The organism is Streptomyces albidus (ex Kaewkla and Franco 2022), assembly GCF_013870515.1.
In the GTDB taxonomy this organism is placed as follows: Bacteria; Actinomycetota; Actinomycetes; order Streptomycetales; family Streptomycetaceae; genus Streptomyces; species Streptomyces albidus.
Map to the genome: position 1 here is coordinate 18,559 of NZ_JACBXA010000019.1, position 18,479 is coordinate 37,037.

The following is an 18,479-nucleotide window of genomic DNA, read 5'->3' on the forward strand; positions in this document are numbered from 1 at the left end:
GGGGGCAGGGTGTGCACCGAGCGCTGCGGGCTGCGGGTTGCGCAGACCGGAGTGGCTGGAGGGGTCCAACCCGGTTCAGGAGACCGGACCACGCGTCACCCCGCCGCACCGGCCTCAGTGCTTGATCGGGGACGGGGGCCGGATCATGGCGGGTTGCCGTCCGGCAGGTGCGAGGAGGCCACGCGTGACGAGGGCGATGCTGCGATGCCGTTGGTCAGCGCCGCCTGGACGATGCGGACGGCCTCGTTCGTGTCGAGGCCGATGCTCGCGATGACGGCCGCGTACTCGGCGGCGGCGCGGCGTGCCCGTTCGCGTCCCTGCCCGCCGGCCGCGGAGACGAATGAGCCGGCCGGTCCGCGGGTCTCGATCAGCCCCGCTTCCTCCAGCTCCCGGTAGGCCCGGCCCACGGTGTTGACGGCCAGGCCGAGGTCCGCGGCCAGGCGGCGGATGGTCGGCAGCTTGGTGCCCACGGCCAGCGTGTGGTCCTGGATCTGCCGGGCGAGCTGGGCGCGGAGCTGCTCGAACGGCGGGACGGGCGACGCCGAGTCGATGACGATCATCAGTTCACCGGTGCGGTCATGGCGTGCCGTGCCACCGTGCCGCTCTGCGCGGTCCGCGCAGTGATCAGGGCGAGCGTGATGGCGCTCAGGGCGATGAAGACAAGCCAGGCAGCTATCCACCAGCCATGCGCGGTTTCGAAAACCGACACGACCGGCAGCGACCACACCACGGTTGGCGTGGCGACGTCGCGGGCGTCCTCGACCCGCATGATGACGTCGGTGGTCAGCGAGGCCTCGTCGTCGGCCACGACCGGGTGCGTCAGGACATGGCGCAGCTGCACGGCCATGCCGACCGCGACCCCGAACAGCCCGATGAGCAGGACGAGTGCCGCGTACCGCGCGGTGGAGTCCCGCACGGTCAGGGCACCGATCGCCAGCAGTATCGCGCCCGCGTACGTGGCAACCGCGAACGCGGCACGCGGCAGGCCGAGCAGGGTGCGCCAGCCGAGCCGGACCGGGTGGGCCGCCCGTCGCGGCAACGTCGCGCCGGCCTGCCGGTCGACCCGCCGCACCCACCAGTCCAGCAGAGACAGGGCCAGCACCAACCCCACCACGACCGCCGTCAGTACCAGTAGCGACCATTGCCGGTAGGCCGCCCCGGAGCCGTCACCTACGGTGCTGCCGGCAGCCCGGGTGACGGTGTAGACGAGGGCGACCGCGATGAGGAACGCGGCCAGGAGGACGCTGGCGGCCAGACGGGTACGGCGCCGGGCTGCCAGTCGCGTGGCCAGCAACGGTGTCGGCCGGACGTCGGCCAGGCCGTGCCCGGACAACCACGCGCCCGCCGCTTCGATATGCGCTGGGCGCACCGACCGGTCAGTCATCCGGCAACCTCTCTTCTGCATGCCGCCCCCCTATGTCGCAAGGCTTGTCTCACCATGTTGGGTCAAGCCTTGCGACAAGTCAACGGGACGTAGGGAGGTGACGCCGCCCCATGCCGACCAGGACCGTCAACGATCCCGGAGTCGTCCCAGCTCCCGGGGGCCGTCCGCCTCGGGCAGCCGGCTGCAACTCTGCGAGACCAGGCCGTACGGGCGTCGAAGTGGCGGTCACGCGGCTGTGGTTCGCCGCACCCGCCGGTCGAGGCGTGTCAGCGGAAAGGCCATGGCGGCGATCACCGCGGTGCCGACGGCGATCGCGACACCGGACTTCTGCCAGTCGTAGTCGTTGGCGGCGGGAGCCGTGAGCACCGCGAAGAGCGTCCGCCCGATGAGGGCGCCGCCGACGAGCCAAATCCGGTAGCTGTCGGACCAGTTGGAGGTGCGGGACCAGCGGTGCACGAGCCGGCCGGTGAAGACGGCGACCGCGGCCGCCAGAACCATCGGGAGCAGGACCCACATCCCGCTGCCGATTGCCGGTCCGTCGGGTCCGTCGGGCGGCAGTCCCGCCGGCATCAGCAGCCCGAGGAAGCCGCCGGAGGCGACGCCTGCGGTGAGGGCGACGAAGAACGGCCGTGGCGCGAGCCCGGCCGGCAGTGGCGCGGGGCTCCGGCGGGGGAGTACGCGCAGCGCGACGAAGAGAAGGACGGCGACCACGGCCAGGATGCCGAGTACGACCGCCAAGGGGGCTTGGTACCCGGGGTCCTGACGGGCTGCGATGCCCGTCCGAAGCAGCACGACGCCGCCGACTGCGACGACTCCCGCGACGGCGAGACCGCCGCGGCGTAGGTAGGGGCGGTCTCGGTGGCGGGGGAAGAGCAGGTCGGTGAGCAGCACCGGAATGAGCACGCTGAACACCGTGTGGTACCCGATCTGAGACTCCCAGTAGGTGGTGTTGAACCCGAGCACCCGGGGTCCCCATTCCGCGGCGTGGTACAGGTTCGGGCTGGTCAGCGCCTGGAGGCCGATGCCGTCCTCGACCAGTTCGTAAATCAGGCCCGCCACCAGCAGGCTGGGCGCTCCGCCGCCGAAGCGGACGACCAGTTCCCGCAGGAACAGCACTCCCGCGCCGTACATCACCACCAGCCCCGGGAGCAGCAGCCACACGACCGGCATGGTCACGCTGCTGAACGTCGCCTCGGCGCTGACCGGTGCGAGGGCGACCAGCGCCCAGGCCGCTCTGCGTCTCCCGTCCGCTGACGTGTGCCGCGCCGATCGGTCCACCACATCCGGTTCCTGCGCCATGCGGCAAAACTTACTTGACTGAGTAAGACATGGCAACGGGCAGGCCCCGGTGCCCTGTTCGCGCGGAGACGTCGACGAGAGGCCGACTTGCAAAAGCCCGTACGCCTCGGATAGGAGCTACTCATGCCCGTGACACCGCAGGACCGGACCGCCGCGGCGGCCGCGCGACGCGCGCAGATCATCGCCGCGACGATCGAGACCCTCGCCGAACTCGGCTATCGCCGTACGACGTTCGCGCAGATCGCCGAGCGCGGAGGGCTGAGCAGCACGCGGCTCATCTCGTACCACTTCGCGGGCAAGGACGAGCTGGTCAAGGCCGTGGTGGCCGACGTCTACGCGTCGATCGACGAGTTCCTGGCCGAGCGGGCGGCCCGGGAACCGGCGAGCCGCCCGATCCGGCAGCCCTCCGGCGTCCCCGCGCAGCCGTTCACCGGGTCCGCCTCCGACGAGCTGCGCGCCTACCTCACCGGCGTCGTCGCGTTCGTCGACGGCAACCGCACCCGGATGCGCGCCTTGCAGTCCGTCTTCGCGGCCCTCCACGACGAGGAGGCGAGCGAGGCGGCGAAGGGGGCGGCGTATGACGCCGCCACCGACCGCGGCGTCCTCGAACACATCCAGGGCATCCTGCGGCGCGGCCAGGAGGGCGGGGAGTTCCGGGAGTTCGACACCTTCGTCATGGCCGCTACGGTCCAACGCTCGCTCAGCGGGCTGCCGTTCCTGCTGCGGACCAAGCCGGACCTGGACCTTCCGGCGTACGCCGACGAGCTGGTGACCCTGTTCGACCTCGCGACCCGGTCTTCGCGTACGGCCTGACAAGCCGATGGCTTCGGCTACGGCGCGCCAGGCGAGATCAAGAGGCACGCCAGGAAGCGGATCGGCTACCCGATGGTCTTGCAGGAGCAGTTCTCACAACATGGGTTCACGCTCCTCGTGTCGACTCCGGGCTTCGGGATGCGGCGCATCCCGTAACCAGAGCTGCCTCCCAGTCGTTGAACTCGCACCGCGAGGCGGGGACCTGGAGGTGTTCGCTCGTGAACCACGGCTCCACTCCGATCCGTTGTCCCGCATGCCTCGGCAGCGGCGACGGCCAGACCGTCATGACCGGCAAGCGCACTTACATCGAACCCTGCTGCTCATGCGAGGGCACCGGACGGTTGATCACAGTTCTGCGGCTGGGATGCCGGGCCCTGCCGCTGGCATCGCCTCACCGGCTGCATGTGCCGTAACAGAGACGACGGCCGGTGCATGCGGTCCCTTCCTTACGCGCAAGGGCTCACCGGACTCAGCCGGCAACCGACTTGGCGTCCGGGCGGGCGCCGCGTGTGGAGCCCGCCGACGCGGCCACCACGCACAGCACCGCGATCCACTGCGACCAGAGCAGCGACTCCTGGAGCATGATGAGGCCGATGAGGGCCGCCATCGCTGGTTCGAGGCTCATCAGGATGCCGAACACGTGCGGTGGGATCTTGCGCAGTGCTTCCAGGTCCAGTGAGTACGGGATCACCGACGACAGCAGGGCCACGCCGAGCCCCGCAACCAGGACCCACGGCTCGATCAGCGCCGTTCCGCTGTCGGCCACGCCGAACGGCACGGCCACCAGTGCCGCGACGGCCATTCCCAGAGCCAGACCGTTGCCTTCCGTGGTGTGACGGCCCAGCGCAGCGCCGACCAGGATGTACAGGCCCCAGCACGTTCCCGCGGCGAGGGCGAACAGAAAGCCGGCAAGGTTGAGGTCGCCGCGTCCCTCCACCAGCAGCAGCACACCGGCTCCGGCGAGCACGGCCCAGAAAGCGTCCAGCCATCGCCTCGACCCGGCCAGGGCCACGGCCAGCGGCCCGAGGAACTCGATGGTCACCGCGATCCCCAGCGGGATACGGGCCAGCGCCAGGTAGAAGCACAGGTTCATCGAGCCGAGGATCACGCCGTAGCTGAGCACCACTGACCACGTGCGGCGGTTCATGCGCAGCGTCGGCCGCCACAACAGCATCAGCACCGCCGCCGCGAAGAACAGTCGCAATGCGACCGTCCCGAAGCTGCCCACAGCGCTGAAAAGGTGCTTGGCCGATGCCGAGCCCACCTGGACGCTGACGATGCCGAGCATCACCAGCGCCGACGGCGGGATCGCGCCGAAGGCGCGTCCGGTCAGCGCGGTCAGGGAGGACCGGGGGGACGGGCCGCGTGGAGTCCTGTCGACGTTCGAGGTGGCCACGCGTGGAGTATCGACGACCGGGCCTCGCGCGTCACGTGAATAAAGTGCCTCCGGCGGGGTGTGAACAATGGCCTGGGCAATTCTCGTTCTCCCTGTTCAGTGCGCTTTCTGCTGAGCCGGCCGGCTGTCGGACAGTCCGCCTCATGAAAGCCCTCGGCTGATGCGCACCGCGGATGACGGTCACTGCCGACCGGTGAGCACTACGGCCGTACTTGGTTGCGGGCAAGCTCCTTGAGCGCCATTCGAGCTGCCGGCGTACCGGCAGGGGTCTCCCAGTACGGGTGGCCGGCGATGAGCCGGGACAGCTGCTGCAGGCGCCGCCTGTGCTCGGTGGTGCCGTGGCTGGACGCGGAGTGCGCGAGCCGCCAGTACGTGGCATACCAAGCCGTCTGGGCCTCCAGAAGATCACGGGGGAAGGCGTTGACATCCATGTACCGAGTAGATCGTATGTTCGATTTTTTCGGCAACGGGGCACGCCCGGACTCCTGTCCCGAAAACTGCCGAGCTGCAGCCGTCTCTCCGTGGGTTCGCATCCCGCTGTCTTCGCACCTGGTGCGGGCAACTCAACTGCCGAGCCGGGAAGTTGGCGGTCTGCCGCCACGCTGTCGCATCCGCTCGTGCGCTTGCGGCTCACTGCCCGGGCGATGCTCATTCGTCCGCTCCGCTACGCCCCTGCTTGACCGGTTCGCTTGGTTGGAAGGGATTTGAAGGGCATTGCCCGTATGCGAACATCTCGTGACGGTGTCGGCCGGCGGCGCCGAGGTGGGGGTGAGGTCAGCGATGGGCAAGGTCGTGCTGGACGTGTCGGTGTCCGTGGACGGGTTCACCGCCGGGCCGAACGTCCGCGATGCAGAGCCGATGGGGGACGGCGGAGAGAGCCTGCACGAGTGGATGGCCGGGGCCGGGGCCGGGGCCGGGCCCGCGGGCGAGGTCGACGCCGCGGTTCGCCGAGAGGTGGACGCGGGGGTGGGAGCGACGGTGATCGGGCGGCGCACGTTCGATCTCGGCCTGGGCCCTTGGGGCGGCACTCCGTGGCCCGGTGTCCCCAGCTTCGTGGTCACCCATCGGGTGCGGCAGGACCTGCTCGGCGACAACGGCGGGACGTTCGCCTTCGACGGGTTGGAAGCCGCCGTTCGGCGCGCCGCAAAGGCCGCCGGGGAGAAGAACGTCATCGTGCTGGGCGCCGACGTGGCCCGTCAGTTGCTCAGCGCCGGCCTGCTCGACGAGGTACGCCTTCACCTGGTCCCGGTGCTGCTGGGTGGAGGGACACCGCTGTTCGCCGGCGAGCGGGGTGAGCTGATCGCCGAGGGCGAGCCGGTCGCAGGGACGGTGACGCACCTGCGGTTCCGAGTCGCAAGAGCTCGCAACCAGGCGTCATAGCCTCGACCTCGCAGCGGCGGTCGGTGGCGACAGACGTCTCACGCCCCTGCAAGTGGAGCTGGCATGGCCCCAGTTGGTCAGGCAGCCGCGTGCCACGCGTTGACGAGTGAGAGGACAGAAGGGAACCGGTGCTTCGGAGCGACGGCAGTCGCTGTCCTGACGATCTCCAGTTGCTCAGGCGTCCCGCGCCACTGCCGTTCCTCGTCGCCGGCGTCCAGCAGGAGGCGGAGCGCCCGGCCCAGAGAGAACACGGTCGTGCGGACGTCGATCACTGCTCCGCGAACGAACTCCTCCGGCGCCATGTAGCGAGTTGACCCGGGCAGCCGGTCCGCCTCGAGAACGAACGGACCGGCCCGGTACTCGTCCAGATCGCACAGCATCATGCGGTGTCCGTCGAAGTCGTACAGCATGCATCCGTCATAGAAGTCGACGGCGACGAATCCTGCCTCCTCCACCGCCAGATGGGCAGCGAGAACGGATTCCAGCGCCGAATGAATCCGGGCGAGCGGCTGAGCCCTGAACCTCGCCATCGGGCTGCCGGCAGAAGCCCTGCCTCCCCTGTGCGTGCGGGTCGGGTGGTAGAGAACTTCGCCGCTCATCCATGAGTGGACCAGTACGAGGCCGTCGTCGGCGGTGAAGGAGTGGACCAGGGGCACGATGGCCGAATGCGAGACGTGCTGGTGAAACGACACCGCTCGGCGCAGGGACGAGATCGCCTCCGGGGTCGAGGCGGTCTTCACGAACCAGCGTTGCCCTGACGCCGTCAGTCCGTACGAGACGCAGCCAGAATCCTGGTCGTCGAATCTCCGGAACACGGTGCCGAACTGGTCGGGGACCGCGCCGAGTTCCGGTACGTGCGTCACGCCTTCAAAAGGGTGCGTCGTCATCGTCCGCATGCTGCCACGCCTGGGCTGGACGACATGCGTTTCGAGCACGGGAGGGCACGTGTCCCCTGGATCCGGTGACTTGGGAGCTCGGTTGTCGCGGTCTCGACGCGAGCGTGGGGTTCAGCGCCCGCCCAGCTCCCGGGAGCCGGATCGGTTCTGCCGCGCCCGCGCCGCACGACGTTTGGACCTGCTGACGCTGACGGCCAGCCAGACGCACAGCAAGCCGCCGGCGAGCCCTTCGAGACCGTTGAAGGTCGCATCGTTCGCCACGACCCAGTCCCCCCGGACACACCCGTAGATGCCCAGAGCGATGAGAACGACGCCCACAGCGGTCAGAAAGCGCGGCTTCGCGATCGTCTCGAAGTCATCGTCGGATGTCATGTCGGCATCCTGCCAACTCCCGTGGGGCGGAGCCGGCGCTTGCCGAACTCTGCGTCGATCGGCGGCCGGTGGGCCGGGACTCGGGTTTCGTCGTGGACGCCGTACATGAGCCGTGGGCCGCAGCTTCCCGATTCCGGGAACGCGGCCCACGGCCGTCTCTGCCTCTCCAGCCCGAGGGTGACGGGTCAGAGGAAAAGGATGATCACCATCCAGACCCCGATGGCCAGCCCGAGGCCGGACAGGACCGCACCGGTCACGGCCAGCGGCTTGCCGCGTCGGCGCCCGGTGCAGCCGAGGACCGCGAGGTAGAGGCCGCCCAGCGCGGAGGGGATTCCGACGTAGTGCCGTTCGGTGAGCGCGTCGATCGGCAGCAGCGGCAGCACGCAGGAGAAGAGCCCGATGATCACCGCGGCCACGGCCAGCCCGAACCCCAAGGGAGGGTCCACCGGAGGCGATCCGCCGTGCCCGTCGGATCCGGCCCGGGGCTGTTGCGGATGAGGGTGCGGGCCTGGGGCCGCCGGGTCGGGCTGCGGGGCCGTCGCGTTCGGTTCGGGTGGCGGGCCGTAGCTCATGAGGACTCCTCGCTGGCGGAACTGCTTCGTTGATCACACGCATGCCGGGCGGCATTCGAGCCGCCGATGTCGCAGGCGTGGAGGGGGCGTCGGGCGCCTGGGGAAGACGCCGGAAAATGTATCCGCATGTTCTTCGGAGTGCGCCCGAACTGCGCCCAGGGCCCGTGGAATCGCAACATCTCGGATGCCCGGTCAGCCACGATGCGGCAAACATGTCCTGCGCCATCAGGGCCAACAGCGTGTTCTGCCTTGGCCGTCGGCAAGGCGACTCCGGTGCTGTCGGCGCTCCTCACACCCCTCACCGATGCGCTCACCAGGAATGTAGCCGCTTTGTATGCCGGTCCCCTTGAATCACTCGGTGATCCGACGGCAAGCGGAGATTCACGCAGCGGCCTCGCGTCCGGCCACTCGGTCTGCCGCTTCGCCGCAACATTCCGACCTGGAGGAGTTCTGAATGAGACCACGTGTGAAGGTGCTTGTCGGCGCGGTGGCGACCTTGGTGGCCTCCGGAATCACCTTTTCCACCATGTCTGCCAGCGCGGCGTCGGAGCCGGCGGCCGCCGGCGACCGGCCCGCCGCGACGGCCGGCGTCAAGATGAGGGTCGGCACTCACAACGTGTGGCGGGGCAAGGCCGCGTTCAAGCCGATCGGCGACGTGATCGGCTGGCAGGAGATGAACTCCCCGGCCGACCGGAAGAGGTTGCGGAACGAACTCACCGAGTACGACCACTTCTTTCCCAAGGAGGGCCCGGCGCGAGCGGTGCCGATCTCCTGGCGGAAGGACACGTTCAAGCTCGTCCAGGCCGACGCCGTGCTGACCCACAAAGGTGAGGCGGGTGTGACGCCGCATCGCTACGTCAACTGGGCCCTCCTGGAGCACCGGGCGAAGAAGCAGCGGTTCATCATGGTCAACACGCACTTCATCTCCGGCGCCTGGAGCGGTCACCCGGAACGGCAGGGACGCTGGCTCAAGCACGCGGGCAAGCTCCGCAAGGTGATCGGGGACCAGCACGGCAAGCATCCCCAGCTGCCGATCTTCGTGGTCGGCGACTTCAACCGGCCGCGCGCGCTGAGCCTGCCGAGCACCGTCGAATACGTCCGCGTCAAGGGCGTCAAGGGCACGCCGATCGACCAGGCCTACGCCACCCGGGCGGTGCGGAACACCCTGGTCGAACGCCTGAAGCGCTTCGGCTCCGACCACTTCGCCTACCGATTCACCGCAACGTTCTGACCGGCGGGGGCGAAGACGATCCTCTTGGGGACGGAACTCCGGGCGTACGCGGGTCAGTTCCCCGCGCAGGCCCTCACGGCAGCCGACGATCATCCTCAGCCGGAGGGACGAGCCGGAGAAGGGGAAGTCCCGGCTGCACATCGACGTCAACGCCACCGACCGAGATCAGGACGCCGAGCTCGAACGCCTTCTGAAGCTCGGTGCGCGCACGGCCGACATCGGCCAGACCGGGGAGGCGCAGTGGCATGTCCTGACGGACCCCGAAAGCAATGAGTTCTGTCTGCTCAAGGCCCGTCTCAACCCACTCTGACGCTCATCGGTCACCCCTCGCCGCCAGGTGCCCGGTCGGCGGGGGCCGTCTTGCGGTGGGCCTCGTCCTCGACGAGCCAGGAGAGCAGCGAGGCCACCGTCAGGCCGGATTCGGCCGGGTGGCGCAGCACCTTGCTGGGCTCGATCTGGTACGTGTTGGCGCGGCCTTCGCGGGTGTGGGACAGATAGCCGTCCTGCTCCAGGTCGAAAATGATCTTCTGGACGGCACGCTCGGTGAGCCGGCAGTATGCGGCGATGTCGCGGATGCGGGCGTGGTGGTCATCGGCGATGGCTGCCAGCACCCGTGCGTGGTTGGTCAGAAACGTCCATCCGCTGTGCGGTTCGGGCACTCCGTGCATGATCCAGACTCTACCGGCCCAGCATTCAGGCACCAGGTAACACGTATTGCGGTTCGTGGATACGGCGGGTCTGAATCAGGGCCACACGGTGGCGTGTTCGTGGAAGTCGGGGCTTTGCACCGGCACCACGCAGAACACGAGCCCCGTCGGGTCTCGAAGCTGTACGCAGCCGTCGTGCTCGCTCAGCCGTGTGGCGCCGAGGGCCTCGATACGAGCCACCTCGGCTGCCGTGTCGTCGGTCTCCACGTCGAGGTGGATGCGCGGGGGCCCTTCGTCGAGTCGCTGGTGCGCGAGCACCTGTCCGTTCCCGAGCGGGGCGAGGACCGTGAACGGCGTCCCGGGCTCCGGCTGCGGTTCCCGCCCGAGTACCGCCCCCCAGAAGGCGACCCCGGCTTCCGCGACATCAGGGGGAGAGTCGATCAGGACGACCTGCAAGCGGCTTCGGTGCATGAACCGATCGTCGCACCCGGACGCAGTCGCCGGTTGGAGTCCGAGCAGAGCCGGAAGCGGACGCCGGTCTCGGCAGTCACGCCCCAGCGCTCTTGACGCGCCCCGACACCGAGCAGGGTCACGACGCCGGCCTGACCGCGACGAAGACGAGCTCCCTGCCCGGCCGGTCCGGTGCGTCGCGCACGTCCTTCAGGAGGAACCCCCGCGCGACGAGGTCGGCCTCGACCTCTGCGCGCTCGCGGAAGCGCAGCGTCGATTCCGAAGTCAGCACCTCTCCGTCCGCGGTGAAAACGAACGTCCAGCGGAATGTCACCAGCGGCCCACCGGCCTCGACCAGGTCGACCCAGCTCTCGACCGCGCCGGTACCGGGAATCTCCGTAACGCGGAACGACGCCTGTCGGTTCCACGCGTCCCACGCACGCCTCGCCGGGTCCCGGGTCTCGAACACCAGGTGCCCGCCCGGCCGAAGCGCGTCGTGGGAACCCCGCAGGGTCTTGTGCCATTCCTGGGCGTCGACGACGGCTTGAGCAACGTTCGCCGTCATGGTCGCGAGGTCGACCTGCAGCGGTGGAAGGGCCGACGCATCACCGCGGATCCAGCGCACCCGCTCGCTGCCGTGCTTGGCCCTTGCCACGTCGACGGAGGCCCGGGCCGGGTCGACGCCGACGACGTCGATCCCGCGATCGGCCAGGAGGAGCGCGAAGGTGCCCGTGCCGCAGCCGACGTCCAGCACCCGGCGCGCGTTGCACTCCTGCGCGATGCCGAGGTACGGATCCAGGTCGCTGCGATCGGGATGGAGCGAGTCGTGGATCGCGGCCAGGCGCGGGTGTCCGAACTCCTCGTCAGCCATACGAGCGAAGGTATCGGGGACCTCTGCCGGCGGGCTCCTCGGTTTCCGGGCGATCGATTCTGTCCGCGCCGCGGTGGTGAGGCTGTGGCCGGCTGCGCCCGCCCGTCGTGGGGCGGCTCCCGGAAGTGGGTGCCCCCTGAGTCGCCTTCGGGGAGGATCAGGGCAGAAACATCCGAACTTCGTTCAGCCCAAGTGGAATTCGGAGCTGTCACCTCATGGACCCCGTTGTCACCGAACGGCTCGTACTGCGCTCGTTCACGGAAGACGATTTCGACGACCTCTACGACATCCAACGTCGGCCCGACGTGACCCGGTACCTGCTGTGGGACGCGCGTACCCCGGAGGAGACCCGGGCCGCTCTCACCAAGCGCATCCGCGAGACCCGCTTCGTCGACGAGGGGGACAACCTCGCAGTCGCGGTGGAACTGCGTGAATCAGGTCGCGTCATCGGGGACTTCAACCTTCACTGGCTCAGTGAGGAGTTGGGCCGGGCGGAGATCGGGTTCGTCACGAACCCCGCGTACTCCGGCCGTGGTTACGCCACCGAGGCGGGCGCGCAGCTGCTCCGGCTGGCCTTCGAGGTGTACGGGTTCCATCGCGTCATCGGCCTCTGCAACGGACGGAACATCTCGTCGCAGCGGCTGATGGAACGGCTGGGGATGCGCCGCGAAGCCTTCTTCGTCCAGGGCGAGATGCTCAAGGGCGAGCGGGCCGACCTGGCCGTGTACGCGATGCTCGCCGACGAACGCGATGCGGGGGCCGGGCACGCGCCGAAGGGCCCGTAGGCCCGGCAGTTCCGTCCCCCGCCGGCCATGGTGCGTGCGGCCGGCAGGGGACGGAGAGGGGCGTCAGCCGAAGACGTCGAGGATCTGCTGCCTCACCGTCAGGACGGACAGGACACCGAAGAGGACGACGACCCAGATGAGTGCGGCGACCCGGTATCCCCGCACCTTGATCTCGGCGGGGAGCGCCTTGCGGTTCATGAAGAGCAGCAGCCCTCCGTAGACGAACATCATCAGTCCGGCCACACAGGCGGAGATCACCAGCAGCACCAGCGGCTGGTCGATCCCGACGAGCAGGATGACCATGCCGATGACCACGAGGCCCCACACGAGCCAGAAGTACACCCGGCTCTCGGAGTGCCGGGAGCCGCGCATGTACGTCGACTTGAGGACGTCGGCCGCGAGCCTGCTCGTGTAGTCGACGATTCCCACCGCCGCGCTGAACAGCGCGAACGAGCCGATCAGCCAGAACAGTACGCCGAACCAGCTGCCGATCTGCGCCTTGAGCGCCTCGCCCTCGTCCTGCAGGAAGCTCACGTCGTTGGCGAGACCCGAGGACCCGAAGAGTGTGGAGTGCGCGAGGAGCGAGGAGAGCACGATGGTCAGGACGGTGACCAGGACGAAGGTCAGGGCCTGCTCGGTGTTGGCGAACCGCCACCAGCGCTTCCAGCGCGCCATGTTCTCCGCGTTCGGGACGAAGACGTACCCGGAGGTGGCCTGCGTGCTGGTTTCCTCCACGGCTGCGGTCAGGTCCTCCTTGCCGGTGACGGGGCTGACCAGCCGGGGCACGTAGTGGCCCATGCCGAAGCCCTTGTCCCGGATCCAGTTGCTCTGGCACAGGTTCTGCCCGCCGCCCGCTCCGGCATACGCGAGCGCTCCCATGAGCACGGCGATGCCGAGCTCGCTGGGGAACTCGCCCACGTGGGTCACGCCTTGGGGCAGGTCGGCCCAACTGGACGCCTTCACGGCGAAGATCACTGCCAGCGCGAAGAACCCGCCGATGACCGCGACCTTCAGGAACAGCAGCCGTTCCAGCGCCGTGTAGACGACGGGGGCCAGCGTGAGGATCGCACCGATGCACGGCAGCAGGACGAGCGCGATGAAGGTGGGATTGCCGCCGAAGACGTAGGAGGCCATGGTGGCGGAACTGGTCACCCAGCCCGGCCAGAGGTTCGCCGCGTACGTCAGGACGACCATCACCGCGCCCCAGTGGCGCCAGTAGCGGTTGAAGCCGGTCACGGCGGTCTCGCCCGTGGCGAGCGTGTAGCGCTCGATCTCCATGTTGAGGAACCACTGCGTGACGACGCCGACGACGGCGCCCCACAGGAAGACGAGTCCGGCCTGGGAGGCGATGTAGGGCCAGAGGATGAACTCGCCCGAGGCGAGACCCACGCCGGCGCCGACTATGCCCGGGCCGATGATCTTCCATGTCTGCCTGGGCGGGGGTGGCAGCTCACGCACCTGGGGTGGTGGCAGATTGCGGGTGTTCAACGGGAAGGGGCCGTCGGCGGGGCGGCCTGTGCCGCTTCGGTCGTCCGTGTGCGTCATCGGGGAACGCCTCTCTTCGGCCGGGGGTGGCGCGGACGGGCACGTAATATCGCGGTAATCATCAAATGATTCGATGAGTGCGTCCAGGGGGTGGACAAAGATCGTGGAGCCGTACCGGACGATGCACCAGCGGGTCGTGGACGAACTCGGCCGGCGCATCGTGAACGGTCTGGTGGAGCCGGACCGGCCGCTGCCCGTGGAGGACACGCTCGCCGCCGAGCTCGGTGTCAGCCGGGGGGCGCTGCGCGAGGCCGTGAAGGCGCTGGCGGCAAAGGGGATGCTGCTGACCCGCCCCCGCACCGGCACGCGCGTGCTGCCGCGAGAGCAGTGGAACCACCTGGACCGCGACGTGCTGCGCTGGCAACAGACGAGTGACCCCAGGCGGTTACTGCGCGACATCGGCGAACTGCGCAGGGCCGTCGAGCCCGAGGCCGCCCGGCTGGCGGCCGGGCGGGCGGGACCCGGCCACACCCGGGCGATGTTCGAGGCTCTGGCGGCGATGGAGTCCGCCGCGTCCCGGCCGGAGCTCGACGAGTACGTCGAGGCCGACATCGCCTTTCACCGAGCGCTCCTCGACGCGAGCGGCAACCGGCTCTTCGGCTCGCTGGGCCGCGCGCTCGATGTGGCGCTGGAGCACAGCTTCGCCGTGAGCTCGCAGACGCCGGGAGCGGTCGAAGCCTCGCTTCCGCCCCATCGCGCCCTCGCGGAGGCCGTGGAATACGGTCGGTCCGCGGAGGCTTCGGCGGCCATCCTGGCGATCATCGAATCCGCCGAGCAGGAGATCGCCCGCTCGATGGCCTTCCCGGCGTGACCGGGCCCCGGACGGTACGCACGGGACGAGCCCGGTCCGAGCGCGTTCGGCAGCCGTCAGGTGACGCCCAGGCGTCTGTCACGCCTCAAGCAGATGCACCTGCGGCGGCATGGACCCTCGCATCTCGGAAACTCGATCACGCAGGTTGTCTACATGCCCGGGCACGTAGGCCGCCGAGGCCTCTCCGGTTCGATCGAGCAGCCGGGGAGGCCGACTCAGTGGTGCGGGGAGCCCCGCCGCGCGGCGGAGCCGTTTCCCGGCGGCTTTCTTGACCACTCCCTCAACTGCGGCCTGAGGCACCGGGGATTCACCCCATGGGCTGATCGTCCGCGCCGGTGCGGTTAGCGTGCTTCACGTCGGAACAGAAGAACTCCCCGTACCCGAAGGAGACAGCCCGTCGATGACGAACAACGCGGAAGCGCAGGCTTCTTGGAGAGGCCGCAAGCTGAAGCAGACCGTCTCCGCGCTGGCGGCGGCGGCAGTTGCGGCGTCGTTGCTCGTCGGCTGCTCGACGGAGCAGGAGGAGCCCGAGCGTCCGAAGCCGGCGGTGCCCACCGAGAAGGGGAGCGAGGACCCGACCGAGGAAGGGGGCGGCGGCTTCTCCCCGTACGTCGACACCTCGCTCAAGCCCCCCTACGACCTCGTCGAGGGGGCGGAGAAGAACGGCGTGAAGGACTACAACCTGGCCTTCGTCTCCCCGGGGGGCGGCTGCGATCCGAAGTGGGGCGGCCGAGGGGAGCTGCGTGACAACCCGGTGGCCAAGCAGGTGGACGAGCTGCGCGAGCGGGGCGGCGACGTGCGGATCTCCTTCGGCGGCCAGAGCGGCAACGAACTGGCCAGGACCTGCCGCTCGGTCGACGACCTGGCGAACGCCTACAGGAAGGTCATCGACGCCTTCGGCCTGACGAGGGTCGACTTCGACCTCGAAGGCCCCGCCCTCACGGACAAGAAGGCCAACGACCGCCGCGCCCAGGCCATCGTCCGGCTCCAGCAGCAGCGCACGGAACTGGACGTCTCCTTCACCCTCCCGGTGATGCCCTCGGGCCTCAACAAGGACGCCCTGGCGGTTCTGAAGAACGCGCAGAAGAGAGGCGTGCAGGTCTACGCCGTGAACATCATGGCCATGGACTACGGCAGTTACTACGACGGCGACATGGGTGACTACGCCATCGACGCCGCCACCGCCACCAAGAAGCAGGTGATGCCGGTGCTGGGCATCCGGGACGATGCCGAGGCCTGGAGGACGGTCGCGGTCACGCCGATGATCGGGGTGAACGACGTCAAGGCCGAGGTCTTCCGCCCCGACGACGCGGTCCAACTGCGGAAGTTCGCGAAGGAGAAGGGGCTCGGCTGGCTGTCGATGTGGTCCGCGACCCGCGACAAGCCCTGCCCTGACGGCCCGAACTCCAAGGCGCAGGCGAGCTGTTCGAGCGTCGGGAAGAAGGCGGACGAGTTCGTGAGGGCCTTCACCGGCTGAGTCGCGAGGGCCTCCACCGCTGAGTCCGTGACGTCCCGGGACTCCCCGGGAAGCCCCGTGGGCGGGCCTGCCATGTGGCCCGCCCACGGGGTCCGGTCCTCGGACCGTCTCGTCCTCGTCGCCCGAACCGGCCGGAATCGAGGAGCAGTCGGCGGCCCGAGCGCGGGCCCGGCCCAGCAGGCCGCCGGCTCGAGCGCCCCGCCGGCTTCAGCAGCGTGCCGGCCTCGTCCAGGAACACTCCAGCTCGCCGCCGGATCCCGGCGCACGCGGACCGGTGTCCGGACTCCGGTCCTCTTCAGCGGACTTGGTGCCGTCCTGGCGGACCTTGTCACCGTCGTAGGAGGCGAGAGCCTCCACGATCGAGTCCTCGATGTCCTTCACCGAGTCGTCCATGTAGTTGTTGAGGATGATGCTGAACGCCAGTTGACGGCCCGACGCGTCCTTGACGTAACCCGAGAGCGACGAGGCCCCCGTGAGTGAGCCGGTCTTGGCGTGCGCGTTGAGCTCGGCCGGGGAGTCGCACATCCGCGAGCGCAGGGTGCCGCCCGTCATCCGGTCGGGGTGGCAGGCGACGGGCAGGGCGTCGTACCACTTCTTGAACCACGGCTTGTCCCGCACGGTGTGCAGGAGCGTGGCGATCTCGCCGGCGGGGACGTTGTTCATCCGGGACAGCCCCGAGCCGTCGACCTGGCGCACCGCGGCGGTGTCCACCTCGGCCTTCTTCAGAAAGCCTTCGACGGCGTTGAGGCCCGCGCTCCACGTGCCCTCGCCGGCGGTCTCGTGGCCCATCGTCTTGGTGAGGACTTCGGCGTGGTTGTTGTTGGACAGCTTCATGAACGGGACGGACAGCTTCGCGAGGGACATCGACTTGTGACCGGCGACCGGCCGGGCACCGTCCGGAGTCGGGCGGCCCAGCTGGGTCTTCCCGCCGACCTGGACCCCGTGTTCCTTCAGCGCGTCGGCGAAGACGGAGGCGGCGTAGCCGGTGGGCTCCCACACGCTCGTCCACGACTCGAACGGATCCGCCCCGGCCGGGATGCCGCCGCTCACGGTGATGGTGTTGCCGCCGTGCTCGCGGTCGACGGAGAGAGTGTCGGAGCCGTTCGCGGCGACGGTGGTCGCGGTGGACTTCACGGTGACGTAGCGGTTGGACGGGGACATCTTGACCTTGGGCTTCTCGCCCGGCTCGGAGCCGGGGACGACCTCGAGGTGCACGCAGCCCGTGTCGTAGTCGGTGTCGGGCGCGAGGCTCAGCGCGGAGATCTGCGACGAGTAGTACGCGGACTCGTCGTCGGCCGCCCAGGAGGCGCCGAGCCTGCGGGAGTCGAAGCGCGTGTCGTCGGCGATCAGCTTGCCGGTGACGTTCTTGATCCCGGAGTCGGCCACGTCGGCCGCCAGTTCGTCGTAGTCCTCGGCGAGAAGCGTCGGGTCGCCGGTGCCGCGCAGGTACAGGTCACCGTCGAGCCGTCCGCCGTCCTGGTCTCCTCGCGCGAGCACGTCGGTGCGGTAGCGGTAGTCGGGACCGAGCACGTCCATCGCTGCGCTCGAGGTCAGGAGCTTGGTGTTGGACGCGGGCAGCAGTCTCCTGCGGGCGTCGTGACTGTAGAGCACGCGCCCGCTCGCCGCGTCGCTGACCACCACGCTCGAACTCGCACCTGACAGCCGCTTGCCGCCGAGGATCCGGTCGATGGACTCGCCCAACGCCTGCTCCTGCGGGGAGGAGTCGGCTCCGGCCGATCCCCCCATGCCCAGAGTGAGGGCGAGCATGACGGCCACCGCGACGATCCGCGCATGGACCCGGGAACGGGCGGTGACTCCTGGTGCCGCCGTACGGAGGGCACCGGTGAGCTCGGAGAGCAGGCGTCTGGTCATGGCGGGAGCCTGCCAGCCGACGGGGTCATGCGCGAGACATCGGACGGGTTCATCGTGACCCCGACGACGGGGTGACCTGGCCCGAGGGACGAGGGGGGGACCGGCTCACCGCCTCGTGGCGGACCTGTCAGCGCCGGGACCTGTTCTCCTTGCGCCGGACGAACTTCAGCCCGGACCAGGCCTGCCCCAGCGCGGCGACCTTCACGTCGACGACGCCCAGCGGGAGGAACAGCTCGCGCAGCGCGTTCTCGGTGATGTCGCTCTCGTGGCCGCCCGCCCGTCGTGGCCAGGCGATCCACAGCATCGAGGGGTCCGCCAGGTCCCCGACCAGGCCGGGGGCGTCGGCGGCCAGGCCGCTCCAGGACCCGTGGAAGGCGAGCGTCACGTCGGCGTCCCGCGGATTGCGGCCGTGCTGTGAGTGGTCGTCGGGACTCTCGACGACCGTGCAGTCCTCGGGCAGACCGGGGATCTCCCAGCCGCTCGGGCGATGGACGAAGCGGATGACGTGCCCGGGCTTGATGCCGAGCTTCCTGACCAGGGGAGTCGGGCTGCGGTCCCCGCCAGCCGGGGCGCTCATGCCGAAACCCGAGTCCGGAGGTCAAAGCCCGGGGCGACGACCCGTGCGAGGGCGGTCCGTCCGCTGCCGGACGAGGGCACGGGTTCCGCCCCTCCTCGGTG

20 protein-coding genes and 1 pseudogene are annotated in these 18,479 nt (G+C 69.4%); 7 read left to right on the forward strand and 14 right to left on the reverse strand.

Annotation, left to right across the window (positions count from 1 at the left end):
• Positions 1–143: 143 nt before the first annotated feature.
• From H5J26_RS05700 to H5J26_RS05710, 3 genes are all read right to left on the reverse strand, one after another.
• Complete coding sequence (locus H5J26_RS05700) at positions 144–560, reverse strand: GntR family transcriptional regulator (protein ID WP_181764593.1); 417 nt, start codon at positions 558–560, stop codon at positions 144–146.
• Positions 560–1,384 carry a hypothetical protein gene (locus tag H5J26_RS05705; RefSeq protein ID WP_181764594.1) on the reverse strand — a complete coding sequence of 275 codons (825 nt, stop codon included), beginning with the start codon at positions 1,382–1,384 and terminating at the stop codon, positions 560–562. Before H5J26_RS05705 ends, H5J26_RS05700 begins: the two co-directional genes overlap by 1 nt.
• Positions 1,385–1,609: 225 nt before the next feature.
• Positions 1,610–2,683, reverse strand: coding sequence for a hypothetical protein (locus tag H5J26_RS05710; protein ID WP_181764595.1), 1,074 nt, complete (start codon positions 2,681–2,683; stop codon positions 1,610–1,612).
• Positions 2,684–2,806: 123 nt separating this feature from the next.
• Here H5J26_RS05710 and H5J26_RS05715 point away from each other — a divergent pair, with 123 nt between their 5' ends.
• Positions 2,807–3,496 carry a TetR/AcrR family transcriptional regulator gene (locus tag H5J26_RS05715; RefSeq protein ID WP_210771036.1) on the forward strand — a complete coding sequence of 230 codons (690 nt, stop codon included), beginning with the start codon at positions 2,807–2,809 and terminating at the stop codon, positions 3,494–3,496.
• Between the two features lie 469 nt (positions 3,497–3,965).
• Here the strand turns inward: H5J26_RS05715 and H5J26_RS05720 are convergent, their stop codons facing one another.
• A complete protein-coding gene (locus H5J26_RS05720) occupies positions 3,966–4,892 on the reverse strand; it encodes a DMT family transporter (protein WP_309237793.1) in 927 nt (308 codons plus the stop codon).
• Positions 4,893–5,092: 200 nt separating this feature from the next.
• Positions 5,093–5,323: a hypothetical protein gene (locus tag H5J26_RS05725; RefSeq protein ID WP_181764596.1), complete on the reverse strand. Its 231-nt coding sequence runs from the start codon at positions 5,321–5,323 to the stop codon at positions 5,093–5,095.
• 304 nt (positions 5,324–5,627) lie between these two features.
• Here H5J26_RS05725 and H5J26_RS05730 point away from each other — a divergent pair, with 304 nt between their 5' ends.
• Positions 5,628–6,272: a dihydrofolate reductase family protein gene (locus H5J26_RS05730; protein WP_309237794.1), complete on the forward strand. Its 645-nt coding sequence runs from the start codon at positions 5,628–5,630 to the stop codon at positions 6,270–6,272.
• Between the two features lie 77 nt (positions 6,273–6,349).
• Here H5J26_RS05730 and H5J26_RS05735 read toward each other — a convergent pair whose 3' ends face one another.
• The 3 genes from H5J26_RS05735 to H5J26_RS05745 all read right to left on the reverse strand — a co-directional run bounded on the left by H5J26_RS05735 (position 6,350) and on the right by H5J26_RS05745 (position 7,986).
• Positions 6,350–7,159, reverse strand: a complete 810-nt coding sequence (locus H5J26_RS05735; protein ID WP_181764597.1) for a serine/threonine-protein kinase — start codon at positions 7,157–7,159, stop codon at positions 6,350–6,352.
• A gap of 120 nt (positions 7,160–7,279) precedes the next feature.
• Complete coding sequence (locus H5J26_RS05740) at positions 7,280–7,540, reverse strand: hypothetical protein (RefSeq protein WP_181764598.1); 261 nt, start codon at positions 7,538–7,540, stop codon at positions 7,280–7,282.
• Between the two features lie 185 nt (positions 7,541–7,725).
• A complete protein-coding gene (locus H5J26_RS05745; protein ID WP_210771037.1) occupies positions 7,726–7,986 on the reverse strand; it encodes a hypothetical protein in 261 nt (86 codons plus the stop codon).
• Positions 7,987–8,566: 580 nt separating this feature from the next.
• Here H5J26_RS05745 and H5J26_RS05750 point away from each other — a divergent pair.
• Together H5J26_RS05750 and H5J26_RS05755 are read left to right on the forward strand one after the other, a co-directional pair.
• Positions 8,567–9,343 carry a hypothetical protein gene (locus H5J26_RS05750; RefSeq protein ID WP_181764599.1) on the forward strand — a complete coding sequence of 259 codons (777 nt, stop codon included), beginning with the start codon at positions 8,567–8,569 and terminating at the stop codon, positions 9,341–9,343.
• A gap of 76 nt (positions 9,344–9,419) precedes the next feature.
• Positions 9,420–9,653: pseudogene (locus H5J26_RS05755) on the forward strand (VOC family protein); the annotation flags it as partial.
• A 10-nt stretch (positions 9,654–9,663) separates the two neighbouring features.
• Here the strand turns inward: H5J26_RS05755 and H5J26_RS05760 are convergent.
• The 3 genes from H5J26_RS05760 to H5J26_RS05770 all read right to left on the reverse strand — a co-directional run bounded on the left by H5J26_RS05760 (position 9,664) and on the right by H5J26_RS05770 (position 11,311).
• Positions 9,664–10,011 (reverse strand): MarR family transcriptional regulator, encoded by a 348-nt coding sequence (locus H5J26_RS05760; RefSeq protein ID WP_181764600.1) that lies wholly within the window; start codon positions 10,009–10,011, stop codon positions 9,664–9,666.
• 75 nt (positions 10,012–10,086) lie between these two features.
• On the reverse strand, positions 10,087–10,461 hold the full coding sequence (locus tag H5J26_RS05765; RefSeq protein ID WP_181764601.1) for a VOC family protein: 375 nt from the start codon (positions 10,459–10,461) through the stop codon (positions 10,087–10,089).
• 118 nt (positions 10,462–10,579) lie between these two features.
• Complete coding sequence (locus H5J26_RS05770) at positions 10,580–11,311, reverse strand: class I SAM-dependent methyltransferase (protein WP_181764602.1); 732 nt, start codon at positions 11,309–11,311, stop codon at positions 10,580–10,582.
• Between the two features lie 215 nt (positions 11,312–11,526).
• On the opposite strand from H5J26_RS05770, the gene H5J26_RS05775 reads away from it, so the two are divergent.
• Positions 11,527–12,096, forward strand: coding sequence for a GNAT family N-acetyltransferase (locus H5J26_RS05775; protein WP_181764603.1), 570 nt, complete (start codon positions 11,527–11,529; stop codon positions 12,094–12,096).
• Between the two features lie 63 nt (positions 12,097–12,159).
• Here the strand turns inward: H5J26_RS05775 and H5J26_RS05780 are convergent, their stop codons facing one another.
• Positions 12,160–13,641: an Nramp family divalent metal transporter gene (locus H5J26_RS05780; protein ID WP_181764604.1), complete on the reverse strand. Its 1,482-nt coding sequence runs from the start codon at positions 13,639–13,641 to the stop codon at positions 12,160–12,162.
• Positions 13,642–13,714: 73 nt separating this feature from the next.
• On the opposite strand from H5J26_RS05780, the gene H5J26_RS05785 reads away from it, so the two are divergent.
• Both H5J26_RS05785 and H5J26_RS05790 read left to right on the forward strand, forming a co-directional pair.
• The gene (locus H5J26_RS05785) at positions 13,715–14,452 is read left to right on the forward strand and encodes a FadR/GntR family transcriptional regulator (RefSeq protein WP_181764605.1); all 738 of its coding nucleotides are present in this window, start codon (positions 13,715–13,717) and stop codon (positions 14,450–14,452) included.
• A 400-nt stretch (positions 14,453–14,852) separates the two neighbouring features.
• Entirely contained in the window at positions 14,853–15,929 is a 1,077-nt protein-coding gene (locus H5J26_RS05790; protein ID WP_181764606.1) for a chitinase, read from the forward strand.
• A 207-nt stretch (positions 15,930–16,136) separates the two neighbouring features.
• Here H5J26_RS05790 and dacB read toward each other — a convergent pair whose 3' ends face one another.
• Together dacB and H5J26_RS05800 are read right to left on the reverse strand one after the other, a co-directional pair.
• Positions 16,137–17,801: a D-alanyl-D-alanine carboxypeptidase/D-alanyl-D-alanine-endopeptidase gene (gene dacB, locus H5J26_RS05795; RefSeq protein ID WP_419183753.1), complete on the reverse strand. Its 1,665-nt coding sequence runs from the start codon at positions 17,799–17,801 to the stop codon at positions 16,137–16,139.
• Between the two features lie 127 nt (positions 17,802–17,928).
• Positions 17,929–18,378 carry a DUF3052 domain-containing protein gene (locus H5J26_RS05800; protein ID WP_181764607.1) on the reverse strand — a complete coding sequence of 150 codons (450 nt, stop codon included), beginning with the start codon at positions 18,376–18,378 and terminating at the stop codon, positions 17,929–17,931.
• Between the last annotated feature and the right edge of the window lie 101 nt (positions 18,379–18,479).